We start from the raw sequence: 25,773 nt of genomic DNA on the forward strand, positions 1-25,773 counted from the left end.
CTCGAACCGGACGGCCCTATCACCGGGAGGTGACCGGATGCGCGTTCCGGGAACCGGCCTCCGGCGCGCGCGGGACGGTCCGCATCCGGCCGTACGCGTACACGCAGCCCGCGAGGGCCAGGTCCGACAGCAGCATGAAGCCGATCGCGTACGAGTCCTTCGCGCTGTAGATCGCGCCCATCACCAGCGGCGGCACGAAACCGCCGAGACCGCCCATCGCGCCGACGATGCCCGTCACACTGCCCACCTGCGCCTGCGGGGTGACCTGCGAGACCAGCGCGAACACGCTGCCGCTCGCCGAGCCGAGCCCCGCCGCCGTCACCAGCAGCGTGATCGTGCCCACCGGGTACAGGCCGGGGTCGAAGGCCTGCACGATCGCCGACAGCGCGACGACGGCGAGCGCGCCGGCGGTCACGGCCGCGGGGTGCGCCCGGTCCGAGAGCCGGCCGCCGATCGGCCTGGCCGTGATCAGGTTGCGGTACGCGGCTGCGGAGGGCTTCGCGGGGGTGTCCACGCGCCCAGTCAAGGCGTCCACCAGGGGCAGGGTCGCGCGGAACTGCTCCGTACGGGCGGTGGGCGACAGGGGTGCTCAGGGCAGCGGGAGCGCGATCTTCACGGCGTAGACGGCGACGAGCCCGAAGCCGATCCGGAAGGTCCACGCGCGGGTGGTGCCGGAGATCCGGGCCCCGGCGTAACCGGCGGCCGCCACGAGGAACTGCTGCCACGCGAGCGAGGCGACGAGCACGCCGCCGACGAACACGGCCCCGGCCGTGCCGCCTCAAAGGGCCGCGCCCTGGGCGGTGGTGAGGCGGCGAAATAGAGGGCGGTGGTCGGATTGACGGCGGTGAGTGCGGCGAACCGTGCGAACACCCGCGCGGGCCGCGCCCGCGCCACAGCCTCGTCCGCCCCGCCCCGCGTGACCCCGTCCGCCGGGCCGTCGCGCGGCTCCCGCCCGGACGACCACAGGCCGTGCGCCGCGATGGCGCCCAGGATCAGGGCCGATGCCAGGCGCACCCATGCCTCCACGCCCGACAGCGCCGACGCCACCAAGGGGCCCAGGGCCGTGGCCACCGCCGCGTACGACATGTCGACCACCGCCACCGCGGACGCCGCCGCCACCGCCGTGGCGCGGTCGCGCATCGCCTCCTGGACCAGCAGCACGCCGATCGCGCCCACCGGTACCGCCACGCCCAGTCCGGCCACCGCTCCCGCGCCGGCCGTCGTCAATATCTCGTTCATGGGCACACCGTGGTGCGTCCGCCGGTCCTCTCGCGGTCGTATTACGGCGTCGGCTGCGACAATCGCGGTATGGACGGCCTCGACAGGGAGATCCTCGGCGTGCTCCGCGAGGATGCGCGGATCTCCTACCGCGATCTCGGCGTCCGGGTCGGCCTGAGCGCCAACGCCGCCGCCGACCGGGTGCGCCGGATGGTCCGGGACGGGACCATCCGCGGCTTCACCACGATCGTCGACCCGACGGCCGGTCCCCGCCCCGGCCTCGTCGTCTTCATCGACATCACGCTGCGCCTCGACACGACGAACGAGGAGTTCGAGCGAAGCGAGATGGAGGTCCCCCCGGCCGAAGGCTGGGGGAGGGTCGTGCTCAAGCTGCCCGGCATCACCGAGGTCGTCCACGTCACCGGCGCGCACGACTACCTCGTACGGGCCACGGCGGCCGACGCCGCCGAGCTCGACGCCCTGCTGCGGACCCTCAAGCGGGAGGCCGGGGTCGCCCAGTCCAGCACCCGTATCGCCCTGCGCGACGCGCGTGCGCCTGCCGGCGGGACGCCCAGGTGACCGTGCTCAGCCGGCCGCCGTCCGCGCGCGGCCCGTCGTCGGTGATCCGCCTTCGCACGCTGCGGCGCCATCGGCCCCCGCCGGGGCCGCGACGTCCTCGTCACCGGGGCTCATGCGCCGCTTCCGAGCGGTCGTGGTCGTCAGGGTCCGGACCGGCGCCCGGCGCGTCGTCCTCGCCCCCCGCCCCGGACGGGGACACGGCCCCGAAGGACGACAGGCCGTGTGCGTACCCCGTCCCGTCGGAGGACTCGTCGAAGTCGGAGTCGTCGGCGAGCGGGTCCAGCCCCATGGGCTGGATACTGCCCTCCAGCATCGCGCCGAGCCCGAGAATCGTGCAGGTGTCGGGCCGTTCGGCGATCCGCACCGACATACCGGTGGCGTCCCGCAGCATCTGGTCGAGTCCGGGGAGCAGCGCGCTGCCGCCGACCATCACGATGCCGCTGTCGACGAGATCGGCCACCAGGTCCGGCGGGCAGTTGCGCAGCACCTTGCCGATGCCGTCGATGACCGAGGTGAGAGGCGTGTGGATGGCCTCCCGTACGGCGGCGGTGTCGACGCGCACCGAACGGGCGAGTCCGGTGGCCACGTCCCGGCCGTGGATCTCGGTGGACGTCGGGCCCTGCGAGGTGAGGCCGTTGCCGCGCAGCGCCAGTTGCAGGGGTCGCACGGACTGGCTGGGCAGCATCAGTGCGTGCTGGTGCCGCAGGTGCTGGATCACCGCGTGGTCGATCGCGTTGCCGCCGATCGGGATGCGTTCGGCCGTGACGATCGAACCGAGCGAGAGGACCGCGATCTGGGTGGTCGCCGCGCCGCACACCATGATCATGTTTGCGGTGGGCTGTTCGACCGGGAGCTTGCAGCCGACGGCCGCGGCGATCAGCGTGTCCACGAGCTCGACCCGGCGGGCGCCGAGACCGACCAGCGTCTCCACGGTGGCGCGCTGCGCGAGCGGGTCGGAGTCGTGCGGGGTGCTCGCGGCGGCGCGCAGCCGGGGCTTGCGGCGCAGCTGGCGGCGGAGTTTCTCGCCGAGCAGGTGCCGCAGCATGCGCTGCGCCATGTCGATGTCGACGACGGTACCGCCGCTGACGGGCCGTGTGACGCGGATGTAGTCGGGCGTCCGGCCCGTCATCTTCTCGGCGAGCGTGCCGACCGCGATCAGCGCGCCGGTACGCGTGTTCACGGCGGCGACGCTGGGCTCATCGACGACGAGGCCCGCGCCCTTGACGAAGACACGGGTCCTGGCCGCCCCCATGTCCACGGCGACATGGCAACGGCGCAGCTGCTCAAGGCTGACGGTCACGGCAGATCCTCCCGAGTGCGGTACGTGTTCGCATCGTGCGATCGCCCGGGGCCGTGCGCGCGCTGGGCTGCGCCGGTTGGGGGCACTGAGGTCTGACACTCCGCCAGATGAGCAGGACGCACCCGGGCGGCGGCGCGTGCGTGCGTCAGGCACGCAGTCCCGGCCGGTGCTCACGCCCCGTCAGATGAGGCGCTGCAGAAGCCCCCAGGTGAACTCCGCGATCCGCTCGCCCTCGCCGGGCGGCGTGAACGCCAGGCGCCATCTCGTCGGCGCCGATCCCTCCAGTGGCCGGGCCGGCGCGAACGCCCGTGCCACCTCGTCGACCGTGCACAACCAGGGCCGCAGGTCCGCCGTCGTCCGCAGCTCGGGGCCGGCCGCCCCCGGGGCCCGTACGAGCCATTCGTTCCACACCGCCCCGTTCTTCGCGGCCAGGACCTCGAAGCGCAGGTCGGGCCAGAGCGGCACCGGCCACAGCAGCGCGTCGCACTCCAGGTCGCCGATGCGCCGGTGCTCGACCGACTCCGGTGTGCCGAGCACCGAGCGGTAGCGGGTCAGGGCGCCGCGCGCCCGGGGCGAGCGCACGATCGCCTGCCAGCGGCGGTTCGCCTCCCGCATCTGCGCGAGCGAGACGCCGAGCTCGCGCCGGGCGTCGTCGACGAGGTCCGGCTGGTGGTCGGCCATCCGGCGCAGCAGCACCAGCTGGAAGTCGAGCGGTCCGAAGGGGGCGGTGGCAGCCATGCCCGACATCCTGCCCCGGGGATGCGACGGCACAAGCGAGCGGGCACGCCGGGGAAGTGGCGATTCCACACAGGATCCTCACACTCCGACCCACCGCCCGTACCCAGGCGCCGCATACTCTCCGGGGGCCATGGATTACTGCCACCCGTGCGGACGGCACCTCAACGGCGCGCTGGCCTGTGCCGGGTGCGGCACCCCCGTCGAGGAGCTCCGTCGCCACTCCACCAGCGCGCCCGACACGGGCCACGTCTACGAACTGGACGTGGAGCCCGAGCCGGCGCGGCCCGGGCCGCGTGCCGCGCGCCGTCAGGCGCAGTCGCGCCGCAAGCCCGCGTCCGCCGGCCGCCGGGGGCGCAAGAGGCGTGGGCGCAAGGTGGTCCTGGGAACGTTCGGCCTGGTGCTGGCCGCGGGGGCGCTGAGCCTCGCGGAGCTGGCGACCGAGGGGTCGGGCGGTGACGGGGCAGCCACCACCGTGAAGGAACAGGACGTCGTCGAGACGGAGACGATCGAGCCGTCGGCCGCCGAGGACACCCCGGACGGTCCGGGCGAGGTGAGCGAGAAGCCGGTGATGTCGTCCGGCTCCCCGCGCCCGGCCGGGAGCGCCACCGGGACGAAGAAGGACGGGGGTGCGCCCGCGACGGGCGCGGGCACGGGGAGCGGCGACGGCCCGGCGCCTTCCGCCTCCGCGCCGGCCGGTGACGGCGCCTCCCCGTCCGCGACGGACGGACCTCCAGGCGACGCCGATCCCAGCGGGAGCGGCCGGCCGACCTCCGGTCCGGGCGATCCGGGTGATCCGGAGCCGCCGACGGAGGAGGAGCCCCCGCCGCCGGAGCCCTCGCCCACACAGACCTGCGACCGCTTCCTGTGGTGGTGTCTGTGACACCCCCGCGGTGCCGGTGACGCCGGCCCGTCCCGCGTCCCGCGTCGCCGCCGGGGCTACTGCTCGGGGCGCTCGCCCAGCATCCGCCTGAGCAGGTCCCTCAGCGCCGTCCGCTCCTGTGCGGACAGCTCCGCCAGCGGCTCGCGCGCGAAGTCCAGCGACTCGCGCAGCCGCTTCGCCGTGCCGCGCCCCTCCTGAGTGGCCGCGGCCAGCTTCACCCTGCGGTCGCCCGGGTCGGGGCGCCGCTCCACGAGGCCGCGCGTCTCCAGGCGGTCCACGATCCCGGTGATGTTCGACGGCTCGCACTTCAGCTTGTTCGCGATCCGGCGCATGGGCAGGGGCTCCAGGGAGAGCAGCCCCAGCACCCGGGCCTGGGCGCCGGTGAGGGAGTGCTCGGCCGCGGCGCGCTCGTACTCGTCGTGGTAGCGGGCCACGACGGAGCCGATGAGCTCGACGACTTCGAGGGTGAGGGGGTCTGCTCCTGGGATGGCCATGGGGCTCAGGATACCCAGATACTTGACAACCTTAAATATCGAGGAGCATGGTTGTTTGAGGTAGTGAAGCATTTCTAGGAGGAAACCAGCATGTCCGCTCTTCCCGCGTCCGGCCGCGAATGGCACCTCGTCGCCCGCCCGCACGGCTGGCCCAAGCCCGAGGACTTCGCCCTGCGCGAGGCGGAGGTCACCGAGCCGGGCGAGGGCCGGGTCCTCGTGCGCAACCTGTACTTCTCGGTCGACCCGTACATGCGCGGCCGGATGAACGACGTGAAGTCCTACGTCCCGCCGTTCCAGCTCGACCACCCCATGGAGGGCGGCGCGGTCGGCGAGGTCGTCGCGTCGAACGCCGAGGGCTTCGCGGTCGGCGACCACGTGCTGCACGGCCTCGGCTGGCGGGAGTACGCGAGCGTGCCCGCGCAGCACGCCGTCAAGGTCGACGCGTCGCTGGCACCGCTCTCCGCCTACCTCGGCGTGCTCGGCATGACCGGCCTCACCGCCTACGCGGGTCTGTTCGAGGTGGCGTCCTTCAAGGAGGGCGACGTGGTCTTCGTCTCCGGCGCCGCCGGCGCGGTGGGCAGCCAGGTCGGCCAGATGGCCCGGATCAAGGGCGCCTCGCGGGTCATCGGCTCGGCGGGCTCCGACGAGAAGGTCAAGCGCCTCGTGGAGGAGTACGGTTTCGACGCCGCGTTCAACTACAAGAACGGACCGGTGGCCCAGCAGCTGAAGGAGGCGGCCCCCGACGGCATCGACGTCTACTTCGACAACGTCGGCGGCGACCACCTGGAGGCGGCCATCTCCTCCTTCAACGTCGGCGGCCGGGCGACCATCTGCGGAATGATCGCCCAGTACAACGACACCGAGCCGGCCCCCGGCCCGCGCAACCTCGCCCTGATCATCGGCAAGCGGCTGCGCCTTCAGGGCATGCTCGTGAACGACCACTCCGCCCTCCAGCCGCAGTTCGTCCAGGACGTCGCGGGCTGGATCGCCTCCGGCGAGCTGAAGTACGACGAGACCGTCGTCGAGGGCATCGAGAACGGCTACGACGCCTTCACGGGTCTGCTGCGCGGCGAGAACACCGGAAAGATGATCGTTTCTCTGGCCTGAGTCGTCACCCGTTAGGCTCTTCCCCAGCCGTCGCGATCGTGGGCGCGAGTCGCGGCGAACCAGCAGGAGGAAGACGTCATGTCCATCCAGCAGTCCGAGGTGCTCTACACCGCTGTCGCCACCGCGGAGAACGGCCGTGACGGCCGAGTCGCCACGAACGACGGCACCCTCGACTTCGTCGTGACCCCGCCCAAGGAGATGGGCGGCAGCGGCGCCGGGACCAACCCGGAGCAGCTGTTCGCCGCCGGCTACAGCGCCTGCTTCCAGCAGGCCCTCGTCGTCGTCGCCCGCCAGGAGAAGGCGGACATCACCGGGTCCACGGTCACCGCCGAGGTCGGCCTGGGCAAGAACGACGACGGCTTCGGCCTCATCGTCAAGCTCTCCGCGAGCATCCCGAACGTGGACGCCGCCACCGCCAAGGACCTCATCGAGAAGGCCCACCAGGTCTGCCCGTACTCCAAGGCCACCCGCGGCAACATCACGGTCGACCTCACCGTGTGACACGCAGGACCGAGGGCCGCACCCCGCGCACGGGGTGCGGCCCTCGTCGCATGTCCGGCGGTCGGCCGCCGGTCGTGTTCAGCGGGTCAGCAGCGCCCGGCCGATCTGTGCGAACACGCCCTTGGGGTGCGCCCGGAACAGCGGCTCGGTGCCGAACAGCACCACCGGCGCCCCGGCCTTCGACGTCCCCGAGACGACCGACGCACGGCCCGCCGCGTGCTGCGGGCCGCCCTTGCCGTCCTCCGTCGCACGCCAGTGGCCGGACACGAGCGGGTTCCCGGAGCCGTACGACTGCTCGACGCGCACGCCGCTGCCGAGGCCGGTGAACCAGCCCGGCGAGTAGACGAACGTGTGCGCCGGGGCGCCGCCCGTGATCGGGCCGTCGGCGTTGGTCACACGGACCACGCCGTTGGCGTCGCCGTTGCCCGCCACCGCGGTCACGTCCAGCAGCGAGGCCGCCGCGTTGAACGCCGCTCCCTGCTCACCGAGCCCGACCACGCCGACGCCGCTCGCGCCGAACGCCGCCCGGGCGGCCGGTGTGAGCTTCGCGTGGTCCAGGCCGGACGACACGAACAGGGCGTCCACCGTGGACCAGTCGAAGCCCGCGTTGAGCGCCTGCGTCGAGACCGGCACCACTGCGAAGCCCATCTCCCGCAGCGCGAACAGCTCGCCCGGGGTGACGGCCGCGGCGACCCGGGTGCGGTGCAGCGGCGCCGTGCCCTTCTCCTTCGTCGCCTCGAACGCGACCCCGAGCCGGTCCGCCAGCACCCGTGCGACACCCCGCGCCGAGCCCGGCACGACCGCCGCGCCGTCCGCCGTCCGCCGCACCTGGACGCCCTGCGCCAGCAGGGAGTTGAGGGCCGCGATCTCCTTCGGGTCGTCCAGACGCAGCCGCAGGTCGCCGTACGGGGCGACCCGGCCGGTCGGCGACGCCGCGTGCACCGTGCGCGTCGGCACACGCGGCGCGTCCGAGACGGACTTGTCCACCGTCGCGCCCCACAGCAGCCCCAGGCTCCAGCCCGAGATGTCGTACATGACCGAGACGTCCGCGCTGATGTCGCGTCCCTCGGCGAGGATCACATTGGCCAGACCGCGCTTGGGCTGGTGCATGTCGACGACGTACGAACCGGCCGGGTAGGAGCGCCCCTCCAGCCGGAACGGCAGGCGCGCCTGCTCCACGCGCACGTCGTTGGCGACCAGATGGTCCACCAGCCGGCCCGCCGCCACCGCCGACCTCTGTGAGCCGCCGGCCGGGATCACATAGGCCCGCGGGAAGGTCGCCGTGTACACGTCCTCGGGACCGATGCCCGGCACGCCCGGCACGGTCTCCTCCGACACCGGCCGCTGCGCCTCGCCCGCCGCGCCCCGCCGGAACGTCTCGATCTGGTCGGCGATCACCGACGTGCGGTGCTCGTGCGTGTAGGTGAGCGTCGCCCGCATCGCGGCGCCCGCGATGTCGGTGTTGACGACGGCACGGCGGCGCAGCTCGGCGACGGGCAGTGCGTCGTAGTCGCGGTTGTTGACCCGCATCGGGAACTCGATGGTGTGCGAGGCCACCGTGCCGTGGAACGGCATGTACTGCGGGGTGAAGACGGGCGGCCAGTCGTCCCAGCCCTCCTTCTCGTCCCGGAACGGGATCACGGCGGGCCGCACCCCGTCCTCGTCGAACGTGTAGCCGAGGCCGTTGACGGCCTTCTCCATGCCGAGGGCGTTGGCGTACGCGTTCTTCAGGAAGAGGTCGTACTCGTAGTTCTCGCCGTGCGGCGGTGTCGTCGGCTCGATCAGCGTGCCGTTGACGTAGCCGTGCAGATCCAGCATGACGGCCGGCTGCTTGTCGATCGCGATCTGCCGGATGGCGCGCGACTCGGGCTGGGTCGCGGTGATGAAGTCCCGGTTCAGGTCGAAGCCGCCGGAGTTGGCGCGGGTGCCCGCGATCCGGCCGTCCGGATTGGCGGTCACGTTGAGGTAGACGCGGTTCTTCGCGAGCAGGTCGGCGGTGCGGGCGTCCTTCGCCTTCGCCAGCTCCTCGATGAGCTTCAGCGCGGCGTCCGTGCCCTCCCACTCGTTGCCGTGGATGTTGTTGTTGATGAACACGGGCGTCTTGTACGCCGCCTTGATGCGCGGGTCCTTGGCCGCGGCCGCCGGCGCGTTCTCGATCCGCTCGCGCATCCGCTCCTGCTCGCGCGCCTGCGCCGCGCTCTCCGGGGCCGTCACGGTGACGAGGTACAGCTCGTGGCCGCCCGCCGAGTGCCCGGCGACCTCGACGCTGACCCGGTCGCCCAGCTGCTGCAGGGCGTTGAGGCGCGGTGCGATCCCGTGGTACGGGACCAGGCCCAGCTTGATGGACTTGTCGTCCGGGTTCGCCGGCGGGACGTCGAGCGTCGTCTCGCGCGGGTAGCCGCCGGTGCGCGTCCGCGGGCCGGACGCCGGGCCGCCCAGGGCATTGGCGGTGGCCGACGCCGGCGCCCGGGCTGCGCCCGTGTCACGTCCGCCGCCCTCCCGCAGGGGATGGGGCCGCGGATCGTCCCTGCCCGGGGCCCCGGTGGCGGCCGGCGGTACGAGCAGAGCGCCCGCGAGCGCGGCCGCGAGGCTGGCGGTGATCAGTACGGGTCGGGATGATCCCATGCGGTACGGACCTTTCCAGTGCCGGAAGAATCGATACGTGATCAGTACACGATCAGTACGCGAGGTCTACCGGTTCGGCTCCCGAACAACAAGAGCCACACCGATAAGCTGTGCGTATGCGTGATCTCGGGGTGGGCTTCGGCTACTTGATGAAGGGCCAGCGCTGGGTCGGCGGGCACGGCCGCTGGTTCGGCTTCGGGCTGCTGCCCGGCCTGGTGACTCTGGTGCTCTACGCGGCGGCGTTCGCCGGCCTCGCCTGGGGCGCGGACGACCTCGTCGCGTGGGCGACGCCGTTCGCCGACGACTGGTCCTCGCCGTGGCAGGGCTTCCTGCGCGGCACGCTGACGGCCCTCTCCTTCGCCTTCGGCCTCTTCCTCGCCGTGATCACCTTCACGGCGGTGACCCTTCTGGTCGGCCAGCCGTTCTACGAGTCGCTGTCCGAGCACGTCGACCGCACCGAGGGCGGCGAGGTGCCGACGTCCGGCCTGCCGCTGTGGCGCGAACTGTGGATCTCCGCACGCGACTCGGTGCGGATCCTGCTGCGCGTCGCGTTCTACGGAGTGCTGCTCTTCGTCTGCGGTTTCATCCCGGTGATCGGTCAGACGGTCGTACCCGTGGTCGGTTTCTGCGTCTCGGGCTTCTTCCTCACCGAAGAGCTGACCGCCGTCGCGCTCCAGCGTCGCGGCATCGAACTGAAGGAGCGGCTGGGCCTGTTGCGCGGCCGCCGGCTGCTGACGCTCGGCTTCGGCGTGCCGCTGACGCTGGCGTTCCTCGTCCCGTTCCTGGCGGTGTTCCTGATGCCGGGCGCGGTGGCGGGCGCGACGCTGATGGCACGCGACCTGGTGTCCCCGCGGGGCGAGGACGACACCGCGGGGGCGGCCCCGGCGGCGCCCGCTCCTGGGCAGCCCCCGTACGGCTTCACCAAGTCCTGACCGCGGCCCGGCGTCGTTCGTTCCAGCGCGCGGCCGCGTCCGCGGGGAGCTCCAGCAAGGCGAGTCCCCGTCCGCCGTCACCCGCGTCCGCGAGCAGCGTGCCGTCCGGGCCCCACACCGCGCTGCCGCCTCGGCACTCGCCCACCTCGCAGGTGCCGACGTGGTTGGCGAGCAGCACGTACAGGCCGTTGTCCCGGGCCCGCACCGGACAGACCTTCTCGAACGAGTCGTTGCCCGCCTCCAGTACGGAACTGGCCACGTACACCCGGCAGTCGTCCGCCGCGGCGGACGCGGCCACCTCGGGGAGCCGGTTGTCGTAGCAGATCGCGACCGAGAAGCGGACCCCGTCGAGCTCGAAACGGCCCTCCACGGTGCCCGCCGTGAAGACCTCCAGCTCCTCGCCGTACAGGTGCGTCTTGTCGTAGCGGGCGAGCGGTTCGCCGTCGGGGCCGATCACCAGTGCCGAGATCGCCGGCCGGTCGCCGTCCGTGCGGGCCGCGCAGCCGATCAGGGCGGCCGTCCTGGTCGTACGGCACGCCTCGCGCACCGGTTCGAGCCGGGGGTCGTCCTCGGCCAGCCACAGGCCGGGGTCGGCCGCGATGGGGGCCAGGGCGTAACCCTGGGCGGCGAGTTCGCAGAAGGCCACGAACCGGGCGCCCTGCCGGGCCGCTTCGCGGATCAGGGCCGCCATGCTGCCGATGTTGGCCTCGACGTCGCCGAGAACGGACGGGAACTGTGCTGCTGCGATCTTCATGCGGCCATCATCACCGTCTCGTCATCCGGGAGAAAAGCCCGGACGGCTCACCAGCGGGCCGCCCCTCGTGCCAGCATCGCCGTATGACCGAAGTGATCGCAGTGGCCGTCATCACCGTCCTCGCCGTCATCAGCCCCGGCGCCGACTTCGCCATGGTCGTGCGCAACAGCTGCCTGTACGGCCGCACGACGGGCCTGTTCGCCGCCGCCGGTGTCGCCGCGGGCGTGCTCGTGCACGTCACGTACACGATGCTCGGCGTCGGGCTGCTGATCGCCTCGTCCACCGAGCTGTTCACCGCCATCAAGATCGCCGGTGCCGCGTATCTCGTCTACATCGGCCTGCGGACCTTCACCGCCCGCACCGAGATCACCGTCGACCTGGAGGGGCGGAAGGAGGGGCTGACGCCGCTGGGTGCGCTGCGCGGCGGCTTCCTCACCAACGTCCTCAACCCCAAGACGACCCTCTTCGTGGTCTCCACCTTCACGCAGGTCGTCGGACCGGACACGGCCACCTGGCAGCAGGCCGGGTACGGGCTGTTCATGTCGATGGCGCACCTCGGCTGGTTCGGGCTCGTCGCGCTCTTCTTCTCGCAGCCGCGGCTGCGCGCCGCCCTGCTGCGCCGGCAGCGGGCCCTCAACCGGGCCATCGGCTCGGTGCTCGTGGGCCTCGGCGTCAGCCTGGGCTTCGCCCGCTGACCGCGAAGGCCCCGCCCGGGACGACGCCGGACGGGGCCCGAAGCAGCGGTGGTCAGCTCACCTGGAGGGCCGTGTCGTCGATGACGAACGCCTGCCGGGCGGCAGGGTCTTCAGCGCGCCCCGGCACACAAGCGGGCGGCCTTTGGTTGAACGGTGCATGTCCAATAGGGGCCCGGCAACGGCCCCGGCCCGCACCCCGGACAGCGGCGGTGCGGGCCAGACGGCGGCCGGCGATCAGCCGGTGGATTCCGCCGTCACGCGGATGATCGCCCGCACCTGCGTGATGATGTCCAGCCGGTTGCGTACGAACTCGGGGTCGGTGACCTCCGTCGTGTTCCCGGCCCCGAACTGCAGCACCGGGGTGTGCACGTGGCCGCCGGGGACGGCCAGGCCCAGCCGGTCCCGGAGCAGCGTCGCGCGGTAGGCGATCTCGTTCGAGAGGTAGTTGCCGCCGCCCCCGGCGCGTGCCGCCGAGCCGGGGGTCGGCCCCTCGGGCCGCACCACCGCGGGGCCGCCGCCCGCCGGGACCTCGGTCACCGACGTGTTGTCGTAGACCGGGAAGCGGCCCGTGTCCGCCGCCGTGATCGCCGCGTACGGGAGCGTGGTCGTCGTCCACTGGGGCTGCGTGGCCGGGTCGTCGACCGGCACCGTCCCCGTGCGGGAGACGTTGTCGTTGTCCGGGAACCCGCCACGCCAGGCGCCGTTGAACCGCTCGATGTCGACCCGGCCCACCCGGCCCTGGCTCACCGTCGTGAACAGATCCGCCTCCGGCAGCCGGGGCCGCAGCGTCCGCTCGACCGTGCCGTCGGCGAAGTCCTGCCAGCGCACCGGGAAGACGGCCGTCTCGATCCGGGCCGGCCCGTCCGCCGTACGGATCCAGGAGCCGTCCAGCGCGAGCGCGGTGGCGCCGGACGGGTTGCTGATCCGGATGTCCCGGTCCAGCGTGAACGGGTCGAAGCCCGTCATCACGATGCGCCTGATCCCCTTGCCCGCGGGGAAGTCCATCGAGTCCTGGCCGCGCGAGCTGCGCTCCAGGCGGTCCAGCAGGCGCGCCCGCTGCGCGTCGTCGAGACCGAACGACGGCTCCCACTGGCGCAGATGCGCCGTCATGCCGAGCCGGGCCCAGTACAGCGGCCGGTCGTCGTCGCGGCTCAGGTCGCCCCGCGCGGGCCCGCGCCCCTGCGCCCGGTCCACGGCACGCTCCCACAGCGCCGCCCCCTGCCGGACGACGGTCCGCTCCGCCTGCCCGTAGGACCCCGCCCCGGCGAGCGCACGGGTGAAGGCGGGCGCCACGCCGTCGAATCCGCTGCGCCGCAGGATCTCCTGCGGCACCCCGCTCCAGGCGCTGCTCCTCGACGGTGAGAGGCCGCGCGTCCGAGGCCCGCGCCGCGTCGGCGGGTTGCGCCGCGGCGGTCGGCGACACGGTGAGGGCGAGCGATGCGGAGGCGAACAGGGCGACGCCGAGCACGTCCAGGCGGGCGCGTATCCGGGACACGGGAATCCTTCCGTCGGGTGGGCGGAAGTATCGCGGGCGGGGCGCTGCCGTCGCTACCGCGCGCCGCCGTCGGCCTGCCCGGCCGGCGGCTTCGCGGCCGTGACGTTGCGGTACGCGATCTCGGCCAGCCGCTCCTGACCGTCCCGGCTGGGATGGAACCAGTCCCAGCGGCTCAACTGCTGCCCGCTGAAGCGGTAGTCGAACACCGCGCCGCCGTCGTAGCGGCAGCGGTCGTCCTCGGCGCAGACGTCCTCGAGGACCTCGTTGTACGCGACGATCCGCTGCCGGACGGCGTCCCGGCGCTGCTGCGCCGACAGGCTGTCGTCCTCCGCCTCGCCCAGCATCGACGCACAGATGCCCAGCTTCCAGATCTGACTGCCCACCGGATCGGCGCGGCCCGTCGACCACAGGCGCTTGAGGTCCGGCACGCTCGACACGTACACCTGGGCCTTGGGCGCGTCCTTGCGCAGCCGGGCCATCGACGCCTCGAACGACGCGCGGAACTTTTCGACGGGCGTCATGCGCTCCATGGTGTCGGCGCAGGCGTCGTTCGCGCCGACCATCACCGTGACCAGTTCCGGCTTGTGCGCGGCCGCGAGGGCCATCTGTGCGGGCAGATCCGCGACGTCGGCGCCGGAACGGGCGTGGTTCCAGCTGCGGGCGTCGGCGCCGGCCGGTCCGAGCAGGCGCAGCGCCAGGCTGTTCACCCGGGCGTCCGTGCCGGTGGCCCACGACACTTCGGGGCAGTCGGTGAAGAGCGAGCAGGCGTCGAAGCCGCGCGTGATCGAGTCGCCGACCGCGGCGAGGGAGCGCGGGGTGCGGTCCCAGGGAGGAGTCGGGCTGGGACTCGGCGTGGGCCGGGAAGAAGCGGAGCCAGGTCGTCCGCCCTGCTGTGACGAGGAGTCACATGCCGTCAGCACGGCGGCCGACAGGGTGACGAGCGTCACGGCGACGATCCCTGCCCCACGCCCGCGGTACGTCCTCGCGCGCTGCCGCATCCCCGTGTTCCCCTTCTGCGACCCGGCGGTCGGACTCCTGCCGGGTGAAAGCTTCGTGCGTACGGGCCCAGGACCGACAGTACGCCATCCCTCCCGGGCCCCCGCACGGTAGCTTTTTCCCGTCGACCCAGAGGCACCCCGCCCATCGGCGCCAGTAAATTACATCACGTCACATGTTGTCCCTTTTGCGGAGTTCCGCTCCCGATGCTGTTTACTGAGGCCGCTGGGAAGGTGATCCTCGTCCCACACTGGAGGTCCCGGTGACGACACGTGGCGTTCTGTACGTTCACTCCGCACCGCGCGCGCTGTGCCCCCACGTCGAGTGGGCGGTCGCGGGAGTGCTCGGCGTGCGGGTCCAGCTCGACTGGGTCCGCCAGCCCGCGTCGCCCGGGACCTGGAGAGCGGAGTTCTCCTGGCGCGGCGAGGCCGGGACGGCCTCCAAGCTGGCGTCGGCGCTGCGCGGCTGGCATCTGCTGCGCTTCGAGGTGACGGCGGAGCCGTGCGCGACGGCCGAGGGCGAGCGCTACAGCGCGACGCCGGAGCTGGGCATCTTCCACGCGGTCACGGGCATGCACGGCGACATCCTGGTCCCCGAGGACCGCCTGCGCGCCGCGCTGGCGCGGTCGTCGCAGGGGGAGACGGAGCTGGAGGCGGAGATCGCGAAGCTGCTGGGCAAGCCGTGGGACGACGAGCTGGAGCCCTTCCGCTACGCGGGCGAGGGCGCGCCGGTCCGCTGGCTCCACCAGGTGGTGTGACCGGGGGTTTGTTCCCCCCCGCCCTCCCCCTACGGCCTGGCGGCCGTGGGAGGTGCCCCCATCCCGTAACCGGGGGCTCCGGCCCCGGACCCCCGCGCCTCAATCGCCGGCGGGGCTGATTTCGCTGCGCGAAATCAGCCCGTCCGGCGATTGAGGACACCGCGCGAAGCGCGGTACGGGGTCCGGGGCTTGCCCCGGTTACGGGAAGGGGCGGGTAGGGGAAATGCCGAGGCCCGCCCCCATCAGGGGCGGGCCCGAAGCATGTGCGCTGTGCGCGTCACACCGTGCGGAACGCCAGCACCACGTTGTGGCCGCCGAAGCCGAACGAGTTGTTGATCGCCGCGATCGTGCCCTCCGGCAGCGCCCGCGGCTCGCCGCGGACGATGTCCGCGTCCACGCTCTCGTCCAGGTCGTCGACGTTGATCGTCGGCGGGGCCGTGCGGTGGTGCAGCGCGAGCACCGTCGCCACCGTCTCGATACCGCCCGCGCCACCCAGCAGGTGACCCGTCATCGACTTCGTGGCGGAGACCGCGACGTGGTCGAGGTCGTCGCCGAGGACCGACCGCAGCGCCTTGATCTCCGCGACGTCACCCTGCGGCGTCGAGGTGGCGTGCGCGTTCAGGTGCACGACCTCGGACGGCTTGAGGTCCGTCGTCTCCAGCAGGTTCCGCAGCGCGGCGGCGATACCGCGGCCCGTCGGCTCCGGCTGCGCGATGTGGTGGCTGTCCGCGGACAGGCCCTGGCCCAGCACCTCGCAGTAGACCTTCGCGCCGCGTGCCGCCGCGTGCTCGGCCGACTCGAGGATCACGACGCCCGCGCCCTCGCCGAGGACGAAACCGTCCCGGGCCGTGTCGTACGGGCGCGAGGCCTTCGTCGGCTCGTCGTTGTTCTTGGACATCGCCATCATGTTGGCGAACGCGGCGATCGGCAGCGGGTGGATGGCCGCCTCGGTGCCGCCCGCGACGACCACGTCGGCACGGCCGGTACGGATCATCTCGACGGCGTAACCGATCGCCTCCGCGCCCGACGCGCACGCCGAGACCGGGGTGTGGACGCCCGCCTGGGCGTTCACCTCCAGGCCGACGTTCGCGGAGGGGCTGTTCGGCATCAGCATGGGGACGGTGTGCGGGGAGACGCGGCGTACGCCCTTCTCCTTGAGCACGTCGTACTGGTCGAGCAGCGTCGTGACGCCACCGATGCCGGAGGCGATCACGGTGCCCAGCCGGGACGGCGCGACGGCGGCGTCCTCGCCCGCGGGGGAGGTGAAGCCGGCGTCGGCCCACGCCTCGCGCGCCGCGATCACGGCGAACTGCGCGGAGCGGTCCAGCTTGCGGGCCAGCGGGCGGGGCAGGACCTCGCCCGGGTCGACCGCGGCCGCGGCGGCGATGCGCACCGGGAGGTCGGCGAAGCGCTCGCCCTCCAGGAGCTGCACTCCGGAGCGCCCGGCGATCAGGCCCTCCCAGGTCGATGCGCTGTCGCCACCCAACGGTGTGGTTGCGCCGATACCGGTGACGACCACGGTGCGATTGGTCGAGTTCACAGGAATTCTTTCTCCACGTGTAGGGGGTGCGGAATGTGCACGGCGCCACCGCTGGGCGGCGACGAGCGCGTCAGTCTCAGGCCTGGTGCTTGAGGATGTAGTCCGCGGCGTCGCCGACGGTCTTCAGGTTCTTGACGTCCTCGTCCGGGATCTTGACGTCGAAGCGCTCTTCGGCGGCGACGACGACCTCGACCATGGACAGCGAGTCGACGTCCAGGTCGTCGGTGAAGGACTTGTCCAGCTGGACGTCCTCGGTCGGGATACCGGCGATCTCGTTGACGATCTCGGCGAGACCTTCGACGATCTCTTCCTGCGTGGCGGCCATGTTGGCGCTCCTTCGGTGTGTATCAGAGGGTGTGGCTGTATCCGTCCGGAAGATCCGTACGGGTGCCTAGGGGAGGGTAACGACCGTCGCGGCGTAGACGAGACCCGCCCCGAAGCCGATGACGAGCGCGGTGTCGCCGCTCTTCGCCTGTCCGGTCGCCAGGAGCCGCTCCATGGCGAGCGGGATCGAGGCGGCCGAGGTGTTGCCGGTGGTCTCCACGTCACGGGCGACCGTGACGTGCTCCGGCAGCTTCAGCGTCTTCACCATCGAGTCGATGATCCGCATATTGGCCTGGTGCGGGATGAAGACGTCCAGGTCGGCCGCCGAGATGCCGGCCGCGTCGAGCGCCTGCTGGGCGACCTTCGCCATCTCGAAGACGGCCCAGCGGAACACAGCCTGGCCCTCCTGCGTGATGGCGGGGAACTTTTCGACGGACCCCTCGCGGTAGTCCGTCCACGGCACGGTCTGCTTGATGGTCTCGGACTTGTCGCCCTCCGAGCCCCACACGGTCGGGCCGATCGCCGGCTCGTTCGCGGGGCCCACGACGACCGCGCCGGCGCCGTCGCCGAACAGGAAGGCCGTCGCACGGTCCTCCAGGTCGGTGAGGTCGCTGAGGCGCTCCACGCCGATCACGAGCACGTACTCGGCGGAGCCTTCCACGATCATGCCCTTGGCGAGGGTGAGGCCGTAGCCGAAGCCCGCGCAGCCCGCGGAGATGTCGAACGCCGCCGGCTTGACCGCACCGATGCGGTCCGCGATCTCCGTGGCGACGGCCGGGGTCTGCTTGAAGTGCGACACGGTGGAGACGATCACGCCGCCGATCTGCTCCGGGGTGATCCCCGCGTCGGCGATCGCCTTGCCGGACGCCTCGACCGACATCGCGGTCACGGTCTCCTCGGGGGAGGCCCAGTGGCGCGTGGCGATGCCCGAGCGCGAGCGGATCCACTCGTCCGACGAGTCGATCGTCTCGAGGATCACCTCGTTGGGCACGACCCGGGTCGGACGGTAGCCGCCGACGCCCATGATGCGTGCGTACGGGGCGCCCTTGCTGGGCTTGATCTTCGACATGCGCTACGGCTCCTAGTCAGCTGCTGAGCCCGCCGCGTCAGCGGCAGATGTATGCGTGGCGACGAGCGTGCGGGCCGCGTCGAGGTCGTCGGGGGTCTTCAGCGCGAGCGTCTGGACACCCTTGAGGGCACGCTTGGCGAGACCGGTGAGGGTGCCGCCGGGGCACACCTCGATGAGGGCGGTCGCCCCGAGCTCCGCGAACGTCTCCATGCACAGGTCCCAGCGCACCGGGTTGGCGACCTGGCCGACCAGGCGCGAGACGACCTCGGCACCGGTGTCGACGGTCCGCCCGTCCTTGTTGGAGACGTAGGGGAAGGCCGGGTCGGCCGGGGACAGCTCCTGCGCGGCCGCCTCCAGCTTGGCGACCGCGGGCGCCATGTGGTGGGTGTGGAACGCGCCGGCCACCTTCAGCGCCACGACCTTGCGGACGCCTTCCGGCTTGTCCGCCTCCAGCGCGGCCAGCTGCTCCATCGTGCCCGCGGCCACGATCTGGCCGGCGCCGTTCACGTTCGCCGGGGTCAGACCGAGCTTCTCCAGGTGCGGGACCGTCACCTCGGGGTCGCCGCCGAGCAGCGCCGACATGCCGGTCTCGGTGACCGCGGCGGCCTCGGCCATCGCGAGGCCCCGGGCGCGCACGAGACGCAGCGCGGCGGTCTCGTCGACGACGCGGGCGAACGCGGCCGCGGTGATCTCACCGACGCTGTGGCCGGCGACCGCGCCGGGGGAGACGTCCCCGAGCGCCGAGGCGGACAGCAGTCCGGCGGCGACGAGCAGCGGCTGGGCCACAGCGGTGTCGCGGATCTCGTCCGCGTCCGCCTTCGTGCCGTAGTGGGCGAGGTCGAGCCCGATGGCGTCGGACCAGGCCGCGATGCGGTCGGCGGCGCCGGGGAGTTCGAGCCAGGGAGTCAGGAAGCCGGGCGTCTGGGCGCCTTGGCCGGGAGCGACGAGTACGAGCACCCTCACACTCTCTCTTGTGGACGGCCGTACCCGCCCGTGGGGACAGGGACGAAGAACCGTCAGGGGAATTGTCGGTGTTCCACAAAAGTCTATGGCTGGCTGTCCCCGTCGGCCAGACGCCCGAGAATCAGGGCGATCCGCAGAGTGAACGCCGAGCGGACATCAGAGGGTGACCAACCGGTGACGTCCGTCACACGTCGGAGCCGGTAGCGCACGGTGTTGGGATGGACGAACAGCATCCGCGCGGCGCCTTCGAGGCTGCTGGCCTGCTCCAGATAGACACTCAGAGTCTCCAGCAGCGCCGAGCCCGCCTCCTCCAGCGGTCTGTAGATCTCCTCCACCAACTGCTCGCGCGCCGCAGGGTCCGAGGCGATCGCGCGCTCCGGCAGCAGATCGTCCGCGAGAACGGGCCTCGGCGCGTCCTGCCAGGCGGAACACGCCTTGAGGCCCGCGGCGGCGGCCTGCGCGGACCGGGTCGCGGCCAGCAGGTCGGGCACGATGGGGCCCGCGACCACGGGCCCGGCCGCGTACGGGCCGATCAGCGCCTTGGCGACGTGCAGCGGATTGTCGCTGCCGCCCGCGATCACGACGAGCCGGTCGCCGAGCACACCGGTCAGCACCTGGAGCTTGGCGTGCCGGGCGGCCCTGCGGATCGCCTCCACCGTCAGCTCGCTGTCCCCGTCGGGCGCGGTGCCGAGGATCACGCACACGTGCTCGGGCGAGTTCCAGCCGAGCGCGGCGGCCCGGGAGACCGCGCCCTCGTCGGCCTCCCCGGACAGCACCGCGTTCACGACGAGGGATTCGAGCCGGGCGTCCCAGGCGCCCCGGGCCTCGGCGGCCTGCGCGTACACCTGGGCCGTGGCGAACGCGATCTCCCGCGCGTACACCAGCAGCGCCTCGCGCAGCACCGACTCGTCGCCGGGGGCCGCGACCTCCTCGATCGCCGCCTCCATGACCTCGATGGTGGTGCGCACCATCTCCACGGTCTGGCGCAGCGTGATCGCCCGGGTCAGCTCGCGCGGGGCCGTGCCGAAGACGTCGGTCGAGATCGCCTGCGGGGTCTCCGGGTGCCGGAACCACTCCGTGAACGCGGCGATACCGGCCTGCGCGACCAGTCCGATCCACGACCGGTTCTCCGGGGGCATGGCCCGGTACCAGGGCAGCGACTCGTCCATGCGGGCGATGGCGTTCGCGGCCAGCCGGCCGGACGACTGCTCAAGGCGCCGCAGGGTCGCGGAGTGCGGATGGGAGGAGTTCGCTGCAGGTTCGGGCACGGGGACAAGACTGCCTTATCAGGACGCGTGGTCTAAGTGCCGGGGTTCCCCTCATCACGGCGTGTACTGCGGCGGCCCCGCTACGGTGGTCCGCGTGACTGCCATCCGGACCTCCATCCGGCGCTCCGCCGACCGCTACCCGGGAGGCGACCCGGCGGCCGGGATCGAGTCCCTGCACGCCTTCTCCTTCGGGCGCCACTACGACCCCGACAATCTGCGCTTCGGCGCGATCCTCGCCTGCAACGAGGAGCGCCTCGCGCCCGGCGCCGGGTTCGACGAGCACCCGCACAGCCACACCGAGATCGTCACCTGGGTCGTCGAGGGCGAGCTGACCCACCGCGACTCCGCGGGCCATGCCACCCTCGTGCGTCCCGGCGACGTCCAGCGCCTCAGCTCGGCGGGCGGCGTCCGGCACGTCGAACGCAACGCCGGGCCGGACCCGCTGGTCTTCGTGCAGATGTGGCTCGCGCCGAAGGACCCGGGCGGCGAGCCGTCGTACGAGATCGTGCGCGGCATCGCCGACTCCACCCCGTACGCGCTCCCCGAGGCCGGGGCGATGCTCCACGTACGCCGCCTCGCCCCCGGCGAGCGCACCGCCGTCCCCGACGCGCCGTTCGTGTACGTGCATGTGGCGCGGGGCGAAGTGGCGCTCGGTGGCGAGGAGTTGGGTCCGGGGGACGCGGCGCGGATCACGGACGCGGAGGGGCTGGAGATCGTGGCCGAGGGGGCGGCGGAGGTGCTGATGTGGGAGATGGCCGCCGGCTGACGCGTCCGGTCCGGTCCGGCCAGCGCGTCCCGCACGGCGGGGGCAGCCGGGTGTCGGACCTGCCTGCCATGATCCGCGCATGGATCTCGCACACGCACTCGACGGTCTCGACACACACCCATGGGCCGACACCACCCATGCCTACGGCAGCTCCGAGGACCTGCCGGAGCTGCTGCGGGCGCTCGCCGGGGACGACGAGGAAGCCGCGGACGAAGCGGTGTCGGAGCTCTACGGCAGCGTCCTGCACCAGGGGACCGTCTACGCGGCCACTGCCGACGTGGCGCCCTTCCTCGCCCGGATCGCGGCGGCCGGACACAAGTCCGCCGATCTGCTGAGGCTGCTCGGCGACATGGCCGGGAGCGATGACGAATGCGGGGTGGAGCCGGGCACCGTGCGCAGGGCCGTCGCCGCGCAACTGCCACTGATCACGCCGACGTTGGATGATCCCGATCCCGCGGTGCGTCAGGCCGCGGTGTGGGCCGTTGCGCGGACGCGGGCTGCCGACACGGTGCTGCCCGCGCTGCTGAGCCGGTGGGACACGGAGCGCGAACCGCTCGTGCGGGCCGAACTCCTCGGTGCGGTCGCAGGGCTGGACCCGGCGGCCGGTGCCGCCCTCGCGCAGGCGGCCCTTGGGCCGGAACAGCCCGCGCACCTGCGGCTCGCCGCCGTGTTCGCCCGCCTGGACGCGGGCGAGGCGTGGGACGCCGCACACCACCGGGCGATGCTGTTGTCGCTGCCCGCGAGCCCGCTCGGCCGGGAACGGCTCGACCTGGACCGGGCTGAGCCGTTGTGCGCCGTCGTCGAGGAACTGCTGCGGCGGGGGACCGACGCGGACGCCACGGCGGCCGGGGACCTGCTCGACGCCGCCCTGCGGGACGAACGGGCCGATGTGCGGGCCGAAGCCGCGTGGGCCGCCGACCGGGCCTGCCAGATGTCCCGCAGTGCCCCGGAGCGGCTGCTGCCCGCACTGCTGCCGCTGGTCACGGCGGGCGACGCGCGGGGCGTACTGTCCCTGCTCGGGAAGCTGGGACCGAGCGCGGCGGAGGCCGCGCCCGCCCTGGCCGCACTCGCGGAAGCCGGCCACGACGACGATCTCGCGGACCGCGCGCTCGGCGTGCTTGCCCTGGTGGCGCCGGACCGGGCGGCCCCGCTGCTCGCCCGCGGCCTCGGGAAGCGCCCCTGGGGCCTGGACGCCGCCGCCGGGTTCCGGGCACCGCAAGACGTGCCCTTCCCGTTCCACCCCGAGCTGTTGACCGCGGTCCGGGCCAGGCTGGCGGAGGACGACCTCACCGGGAACGAGCCCATCCAACTGATGCGCCTGCTGCGGCAGTGGGGCGGACGGGCCGCCGAGGCGCTGCCCGAGCTGTACGAACTGCTCACCCGGTTCCCGCTGCCGGCGGCCCCGGCCGTCGCCGCGATCGCCGCCGAGTGCCCGCCCGGCGAACGTCGGCGCGCGGCCGAGGCGTTGCGGGCGCAGGCCCCCGACGGGCCGCTCCCGGTGGCGGAGGCCCACTTCGACCTGACCGGTGAGACAGACGTTCTCCTGGCGCGGCTCGCCAAGGAGCTCTCGGACGCATCAGGCGACGCGGCCTGGGCGGCCCAGGTGGCGGGCCGGCTGGGTGCGGCCGCAACGGGGTTGGCGGAGGCGCTGCGCGGAGCCCTCAGCGGCGCGGACGCCCCGGACACCTCGCCCGTGCTCGACGCGGACGTGGCGCTGGCCGACGCCCTGTGGCGGATCACCGGGGACGCCGAGACCGTGGTCGCCGTGCTGGACTCGGTGTTCGCCCGCACGTCCGGCGAGCACTGGTTCCGCTGGACCGCGATACGCGCCGCCCGCGCGGCCGCGCTGCTCGGCCCGGCCGGCCGGCCCCTGGTGCCCCGGCTCACAGCGCTGCTCGACGATCCCGAGCAGGCGCCGGCGGCCGTGCTCGCTCTGGCGGCCGTCGCCGGCCCGGACACCCTCGACCGCCCGGCCCTGGCCGACACCGTGCTGACCTCCGCCGAGCAGAAGGCGGGCGCGCTGGAGGCGTGCGACGCCCTGCTCGCCCTGGGCGCCGACGCGTTGTCCGCCGATCACGTGCGCCGGCTGACGGACCTCGCGGAACGGGACCTGCGGGTGATCCGGTCGGGTATCGAGAGCGAGATCGTCCGCGCCGACGAACGGCTCCGCGCCCGCGCCCGCGAGGTGCTCGCCGCGCTCCGCCCGGACCGGACCGGCTGAAAGCGCGGCCGGCCGCGGTCGTGGCGGCGCTACCGCAGGCCGTCCACGAACGCCCGCCACGCGCCTGCGCCGACGACGACCACCGGACCGTCCGGGTTTTTGCTGTCCCGGACGGGGACGGCGCCGTCGGGGCAGCCGTCGGCGACCTCGACGCACTCGCCGCCGGTGTTGCCGCTGTACGAGGACGTCCGCCACGTGGCGCCGCCGGTGACGGTGCACTCGACGCAGTCGCCCCCGTTGGTGCCGCTGTAGGACGACTTCCGCCACCGCGCGCCGGTCAGGTCATGACTGGTCCCCATAGCGTTCCTCCATCACACGAGCGATCAGGGCCGCCGAGTCCTCGGGGGAGAGGGCCGTGGCTTGCAATCGAGCGTATCCGACCGAACGCTCCCTGATCACTTGCGGATTGGCGGTCATGTGCCCCTGGTCGTAGCCATCTGTGTAGAGCAGGTCGGGGTCATCGTCGAACCTGAGCAGGTTGAACGACCCCATCATCCCGGTGTGCTGGCCGACCGAGAAGGGGAGCACCTGGATCTGCACCCACGGGTCCTCGCGGAACCGCAACAGGCGGGCCAGTTGCTCGCGCATGACCTCGCGCCCGCCGACCTCCTGGAGCAGAGCCGCCTCGCTCATCACGGCCCAGAGGGCGGGCGGCTCCTCGCGTGCCAGGATGCGCTGGCGATCCAGTCGGGCCGCCACCATCTCGTCGACCCGGCGCGGGTGGTCGACACTCAGCAGGGCCCGCGCGTACTCCTCCGTCTGCAGCAGCCCGTACACCAGCTGCGCCTGGTACGTGGAGATGTACTCCGCCTTCGCCTCCATCTCGGCGTACGGCTGGAACCAGTTCGGCAGTTGGCTGCGCAGCACCAGGCCGATCAGGCGCGAGAACACCCCGTCCGTCCCGAGCGCCGCGTCCACCCGTTCCGAGAAGTCGCGGGTGGGGACCTTCTTCGTGGTCTCGATCTGGCCGATCAGCGAGCCCGTGCAGTAGATGATGTCGCCGAGCTGGCTCTGTTTGAGGCCGTGGGCCTCTCTCTGGCGGCGAAGTTCCCAGCCGTAGTAGTCCAACGGGGATGCGCTGGGGTCGAGTGACTGGACGTTGGCCACGGTCGGCACCTCCGGTTTCCGGTACGTAGCCGAGCGTAACCGTCCCGTCGCAGGGTGGTGACGGAAATCACGTAACTGGCGTGTGCAGCGCGCTCTTTGCCTTCCACTCCTCCCAGGAGAGGTTCCACGCGCCGAAGCCGTTGCCGGGTGCGGGGACGTCCTTGGTGTCCTTGCCCGTGATCTCGAACGGGTCGCCGGGGCGGACCTGGGCGTAGAACCAGGCGGCGTTCGCGTCGCTCATGCCGATGCAGCCGGAGCTCCTGTTGGCCTTGCCCATCCACTTGTCGTTCCACGGCGCCGCGTGCGCGTACATGCCCGACCAGGTCAGGCGCATCGAGTAGTCGACCATCTTGTCGTAGGCGTCCGCGAGGCCGACCGTCTCGGAGTTCATGTTGATCGTTCCCTCCTTCGACATCAGCACCGCCGTGCCGCGCCAGGAGCGCTTGTCGCCGCCGGGAGTTCCGCCGGAGACGGGGATGGTCCGCACGGTCCGGCCGTCCCGCTCCAGCGTCAACCTGTGGTGGTCGAGGTCGACTTCGACGATCTGGCGGGCGCCGACCGTGAACGACGTCGCGTAGTCGCGGACGAACCAGCCTCCGACCGTGCCCGAGTCGGTGCCGTTCAGCCGGGCCTCCAGGGTGACCTTCGTGCCGGGCTTCCAGTACGCCTTCGGCCGCCAGTCGACCCTGTCGCGGCCCGACCAGTCCTTCATCCAGCCCCAGGAGCCCGCGGTGCCGTCGTAGGTGGTGACCCTCAACTGCCGCTCCACCTCCGCCTTTTCGGACACCGGGTTGTCGAAGACCAGGGACAGGGGCTGGGCGACGCCGACGGTGGTGCCCGCGCCGGGCCGCCAGTCCACCTTGTTGACCTTGCCGGCCGGGGCGGTCGTGAACGACGTGGACGTGGTGCGCTCCGTGCCGCTCGCGGTACGGGTCGTGGCCTTCACCGTGTACGTGGCGCCGGGGACGGCCTTGCGGTCGGACTGCCAACTGTCGTTGTCCCCCGAGCCTTTCAGCGCGCGGCCCTCGGTGTCGGTGACCGTGACGGAGGCGAGCGTGCCGCCCGAGGCGGTCACCTTCACCGGCTGCCCGGCCCGGACCGCGCGCCCGCTCGGGGACACCGTCACGGTCGCCGGACGGTCGTCGGCGGCGCGGGCACCGGGCTTGGCGTCGTCGGCCTGCGCGTCCGTGGAGCCGGGGGAGCAGGCGGCGAGCGGGGCCAGCAGCACGGCGGCCGCCGCGACGCGCACGCGTATACGGGGAGCGGGTGCGCGTCTCACAGTCATGGGCGCAGGCATGGGCAGGTCCTCCGTCGTCGCGGAACGATGTGGGATGCGACGAGCGTAGGACGGAGAAATCGCAGGTGAAGGGCTGTAGGGCCGTGTGACGGCGGTTGGGGTCGAACGGTCGTCGTCCGGTCACATTCACCGCGTGGACCGGTCACG

24 protein-coding genes and 2 pseudogenes are annotated in these 25,773 nt (G+C 72.6%); 9 read left to right on the plus strand and 17 right to left on the minus strand.

The features are described 5' to 3' along the window. Window positions 1-19 precede the first annotated feature (19 nt). Together QFZ82_RS27120 and QFZ82_RS27125 are read right to left on the minus strand one after the other, a co-directional pair. A pseudogene (locus tag QFZ82_RS27120) lies at window positions 20-463 on the minus strand (nitrate/nitrite transporter); the annotation flags it as partial. A 126-nt stretch (window positions 464-589) separates the two neighbouring features. Further along, a complete protein-coding gene (locus QFZ82_RS27125; RefSeq protein WP_307715639.1) occupies window positions 590-760 on the minus strand; it encodes a hypothetical protein in 171 nt (56 codons plus the stop codon). A 548-nt stretch (window positions 761-1,308) separates the two neighbouring features. Here QFZ82_RS27125 and QFZ82_RS27130 point away from each other — a divergent pair. After that, window positions 1,309-1,797 (plus strand): Lrp/AsnC family transcriptional regulator, encoded by a 489-nt coding sequence (locus tag QFZ82_RS27130; RefSeq protein ID WP_307715640.1) that lies wholly within the window; start codon window positions 1,309-1,311, stop codon window positions 1,795-1,797. Between the two features lie 100 nt (window positions 1,798-1,897). Here QFZ82_RS27130 and QFZ82_RS27135 read toward each other — a convergent pair whose 3' ends face one another. Together QFZ82_RS27135 and QFZ82_RS27140 are read right to left on the minus strand one after the other, a co-directional pair. Then, window positions 1,898-3,097 carry a rod shape-determining protein gene (locus tag QFZ82_RS27135; protein ID WP_307715641.1) on the minus strand — a complete coding sequence of 400 codons (1,200 nt, stop codon included), beginning with the start codon at window positions 3,095-3,097 and terminating at the stop codon, window positions 1,898-1,900. 180 nt (window positions 3,098-3,277) lie between these two features. Then, window positions 3,278-3,844 carry a hypothetical protein gene (locus QFZ82_RS27140; protein WP_307715642.1) on the minus strand — a complete coding sequence of 189 codons (567 nt, stop codon included), beginning with the start codon at window positions 3,842-3,844 and terminating at the stop codon, window positions 3,278-3,280. 121 nt (window positions 3,845-3,965) lie between these two features. Here QFZ82_RS27140 and QFZ82_RS27145 point away from each other — a divergent pair, with 121 nt between their 5' ends. Beyond that, on the plus strand, window positions 3,966-4,715 hold the full coding sequence (locus QFZ82_RS27145; protein WP_307715643.1) for a hypothetical protein: 750 nt from the start codon (window positions 3,966-3,968) through the stop codon (window positions 4,713-4,715). A gap of 56 nt (window positions 4,716-4,771) precedes the next feature. Here QFZ82_RS27145 and QFZ82_RS27150 read toward each other — a convergent pair whose 3' ends face one another. Further along, the gene (locus tag QFZ82_RS27150) at window positions 4,772-5,209 is read right to left on the minus strand and encodes a MarR family winged helix-turn-helix transcriptional regulator (RefSeq protein WP_307715644.1); all 438 of its coding nucleotides are present in this window, start codon (window positions 5,207-5,209) and stop codon (window positions 4,772-4,774) included. Between the two features lie 90 nt (window positions 5,210-5,299). Between QFZ82_RS27150 and QFZ82_RS27155 the strand changes: the two genes are divergently transcribed. Both QFZ82_RS27155 and QFZ82_RS27160 read left to right on the plus strand, forming a co-directional pair. After that, window positions 5,300-6,316 (plus strand): NADP-dependent oxidoreductase, encoded by a 1,017-nt coding sequence (locus tag QFZ82_RS27155; protein ID WP_307715645.1) that lies wholly within the window; start codon window positions 5,300-5,302, stop codon window positions 6,314-6,316. Window positions 6,317-6,394: 78 nt separating this feature from the next. Further along, window positions 6,395-6,817, plus strand: a complete 423-nt coding sequence (locus QFZ82_RS27160) for an organic hydroperoxide resistance protein (RefSeq protein ID WP_307715646.1) — start codon at window positions 6,395-6,397, stop codon at window positions 6,815-6,817. 78 nt (window positions 6,818-6,895) lie between these two features. Here QFZ82_RS27160 and QFZ82_RS27165 read toward each other — a convergent pair whose 3' ends face one another. Further along, window positions 6,896-9,442, minus strand: coding sequence for a M14 family zinc carboxypeptidase (locus QFZ82_RS27165; RefSeq protein WP_307715647.1), 2,547 nt, complete (start codon window positions 9,440-9,442; stop codon window positions 6,896-6,898). Window positions 9,443-9,558: 116 nt separating this feature from the next. On the opposite strand from QFZ82_RS27165, the gene QFZ82_RS27170 reads away from it, so the two are divergent. Continuing rightward, the gene (locus QFZ82_RS27170) at window positions 9,559-10,374 is read left to right on the plus strand and encodes an EI24 domain-containing protein (protein ID WP_307715648.1); all 816 of its coding nucleotides are present in this window, start codon (window positions 9,559-9,561) and stop codon (window positions 10,372-10,374) included. Here the strand turns inward: QFZ82_RS27170 and QFZ82_RS27175 are convergent. Further along, on the minus strand, window positions 10,361-11,128 hold the full coding sequence (locus QFZ82_RS27175) for a carbon-nitrogen hydrolase family protein (RefSeq protein WP_307715649.1): 768 nt from the start codon (window positions 11,126-11,128) through the stop codon (window positions 10,361-10,363). The two genes, QFZ82_RS27170 and QFZ82_RS27175, sit on opposite strands and share 14 nt — an antisense overlap. 83 nt (window positions 11,129-11,211) lie before the next feature. On the opposite strand from QFZ82_RS27175, the gene QFZ82_RS27180 reads away from it, so the two are divergent. Then, window positions 11,212-11,823, plus strand: coding sequence for a LysE family translocator (locus QFZ82_RS27180; RefSeq protein ID WP_307715650.1), 612 nt, complete (start codon window positions 11,212-11,214; stop codon window positions 11,821-11,823). Between the two features lie 234 nt (window positions 11,824-12,057). Here the strand turns inward: QFZ82_RS27180 and QFZ82_RS27185 are convergent. Together QFZ82_RS27185 and QFZ82_RS27190 are read right to left on the minus strand one after the other, a co-directional pair. After that, window positions 12,058-13,318 (minus strand): annotated as a pseudogene (locus QFZ82_RS27185) (pyroglutamyl peptidase). A gap of 53 nt (window positions 13,319-13,371) precedes the next feature. Then, window positions 13,372-14,316, minus strand: a complete 945-nt coding sequence (locus QFZ82_RS27190; RefSeq protein WP_307715651.1) for a GDSL-type esterase/lipase family protein — start codon at window positions 14,314-14,316, stop codon at window positions 13,372-13,374. Between the two features lie 260 nt (window positions 14,317-14,576). Here QFZ82_RS27190 and QFZ82_RS27195 point away from each other — a divergent pair, with 260 nt between their 5' ends. Continuing rightward, window positions 14,577-15,071: a DUF3145 domain-containing protein gene (locus QFZ82_RS27195; RefSeq protein WP_177153428.1), complete on the plus strand. Its 495-nt coding sequence runs from the start codon at window positions 14,577-14,579 to the stop codon at window positions 15,069-15,071. A gap of 277 nt (window positions 15,072-15,348) precedes the next feature. Here QFZ82_RS27195 and QFZ82_RS27200 read toward each other — a convergent pair whose 3' ends face one another. From QFZ82_RS27200 to QFZ82_RS27220, 5 genes are all read right to left on the minus strand, one after another. Further along, window positions 15,349-16,611: a beta-ketoacyl synthase gene (locus tag QFZ82_RS27200; RefSeq protein ID WP_307715652.1), complete on the minus strand. Its 1,263-nt coding sequence runs from the start codon at window positions 16,609-16,611 to the stop codon at window positions 15,349-15,351. A gap of 76 nt (window positions 16,612-16,687) precedes the next feature. Beyond that, window positions 16,688-16,936, minus strand: a complete 249-nt coding sequence (locus QFZ82_RS27205; RefSeq protein WP_010987188.1) for an acyl carrier protein — start codon at window positions 16,934-16,936, stop codon at window positions 16,688-16,690. Between the two features lie 66 nt (window positions 16,937-17,002). Beyond that, window positions 17,003-18,004 carry a ketoacyl-ACP synthase III gene (locus QFZ82_RS27210; RefSeq protein WP_307715653.1) on the minus strand — a complete coding sequence of 334 codons (1,002 nt, stop codon included), beginning with the start codon at window positions 18,002-18,004 and terminating at the stop codon, window positions 17,003-17,005. Window positions 18,005-18,016: 12 nt separating this feature from the next. After that, window positions 18,017-18,961 (minus strand): ACP S-malonyltransferase, encoded by a 945-nt coding sequence (locus tag QFZ82_RS27215; protein ID WP_307715654.1) that lies wholly within the window; start codon window positions 18,959-18,961, stop codon window positions 18,017-18,019. 89 nt (window positions 18,962-19,050) lie between these two features. After that, entirely contained in the window at window positions 19,051-20,235 is a 1,185-nt protein-coding gene (locus tag QFZ82_RS27220; protein ID WP_177153422.1) for a CdaR family transcriptional regulator, read from the minus strand. 94 nt (window positions 20,236-20,329) lie between these two features. Here QFZ82_RS27220 and QFZ82_RS27225 point away from each other — a divergent pair, with 94 nt between their 5' ends. Both QFZ82_RS27225 and QFZ82_RS27230 read left to right on the plus strand, forming a co-directional pair. Then, the gene (locus tag QFZ82_RS27225; protein WP_307715655.1) at window positions 20,330-21,001 is read left to right on the plus strand and encodes a pirin family protein; all 672 of its coding nucleotides are present in this window, start codon (window positions 20,330-20,332) and stop codon (window positions 20,999-21,001) included. Window positions 21,002-21,080: 79 nt separating this feature from the next. Further along, entirely contained in the window at window positions 21,081-23,222 is a 2,142-nt protein-coding gene (locus QFZ82_RS27230; protein WP_307715656.1) for a HEAT repeat domain-containing protein, read from the plus strand. Between the two features lie 29 nt (window positions 23,223-23,251). Here QFZ82_RS27230 and QFZ82_RS27235 read toward each other — a convergent pair whose 3' ends face one another. The 3 genes from QFZ82_RS27235 to QFZ82_RS27245 all read right to left on the minus strand — a co-directional run bounded on the left by QFZ82_RS27235 (window position 23,252) and on the right by QFZ82_RS27245 (window position 25,614). Continuing rightward, entirely contained in the window at window positions 23,252-23,521 is a 270-nt protein-coding gene (locus QFZ82_RS27235) for a DUF397 domain-containing protein (RefSeq protein ID WP_307715657.1), read from the minus strand. After that, window positions 23,505-24,329 (minus strand): helix-turn-helix transcriptional regulator, encoded by an 825-nt coding sequence (locus QFZ82_RS27240; protein ID WP_307715658.1) that lies wholly within the window; start codon window positions 24,327-24,329, stop codon window positions 23,505-23,507. Before QFZ82_RS27240 ends, QFZ82_RS27235 begins: the two co-directional genes overlap by 17 nt. A 67-nt stretch (window positions 24,330-24,396) precedes the next feature. Next, on the minus strand, window positions 24,397-25,614 hold the full coding sequence (locus tag QFZ82_RS27245) for an Ig-like domain-containing protein (protein WP_307715659.1): 1,218 nt from the start codon (window positions 25,612-25,614) through the stop codon (window positions 24,397-24,399). Between the last annotated feature and the right edge of the window lie 159 nt (window positions 25,615-25,773).

The sequence above is a fragment of the Streptomyces sp. V4I23 genome, from assembly GCF_030817975.1.
Lineage (GTDB): Bacteria > Actinomycetota > Actinomycetes > Streptomycetales > Streptomycetaceae > Streptomyces.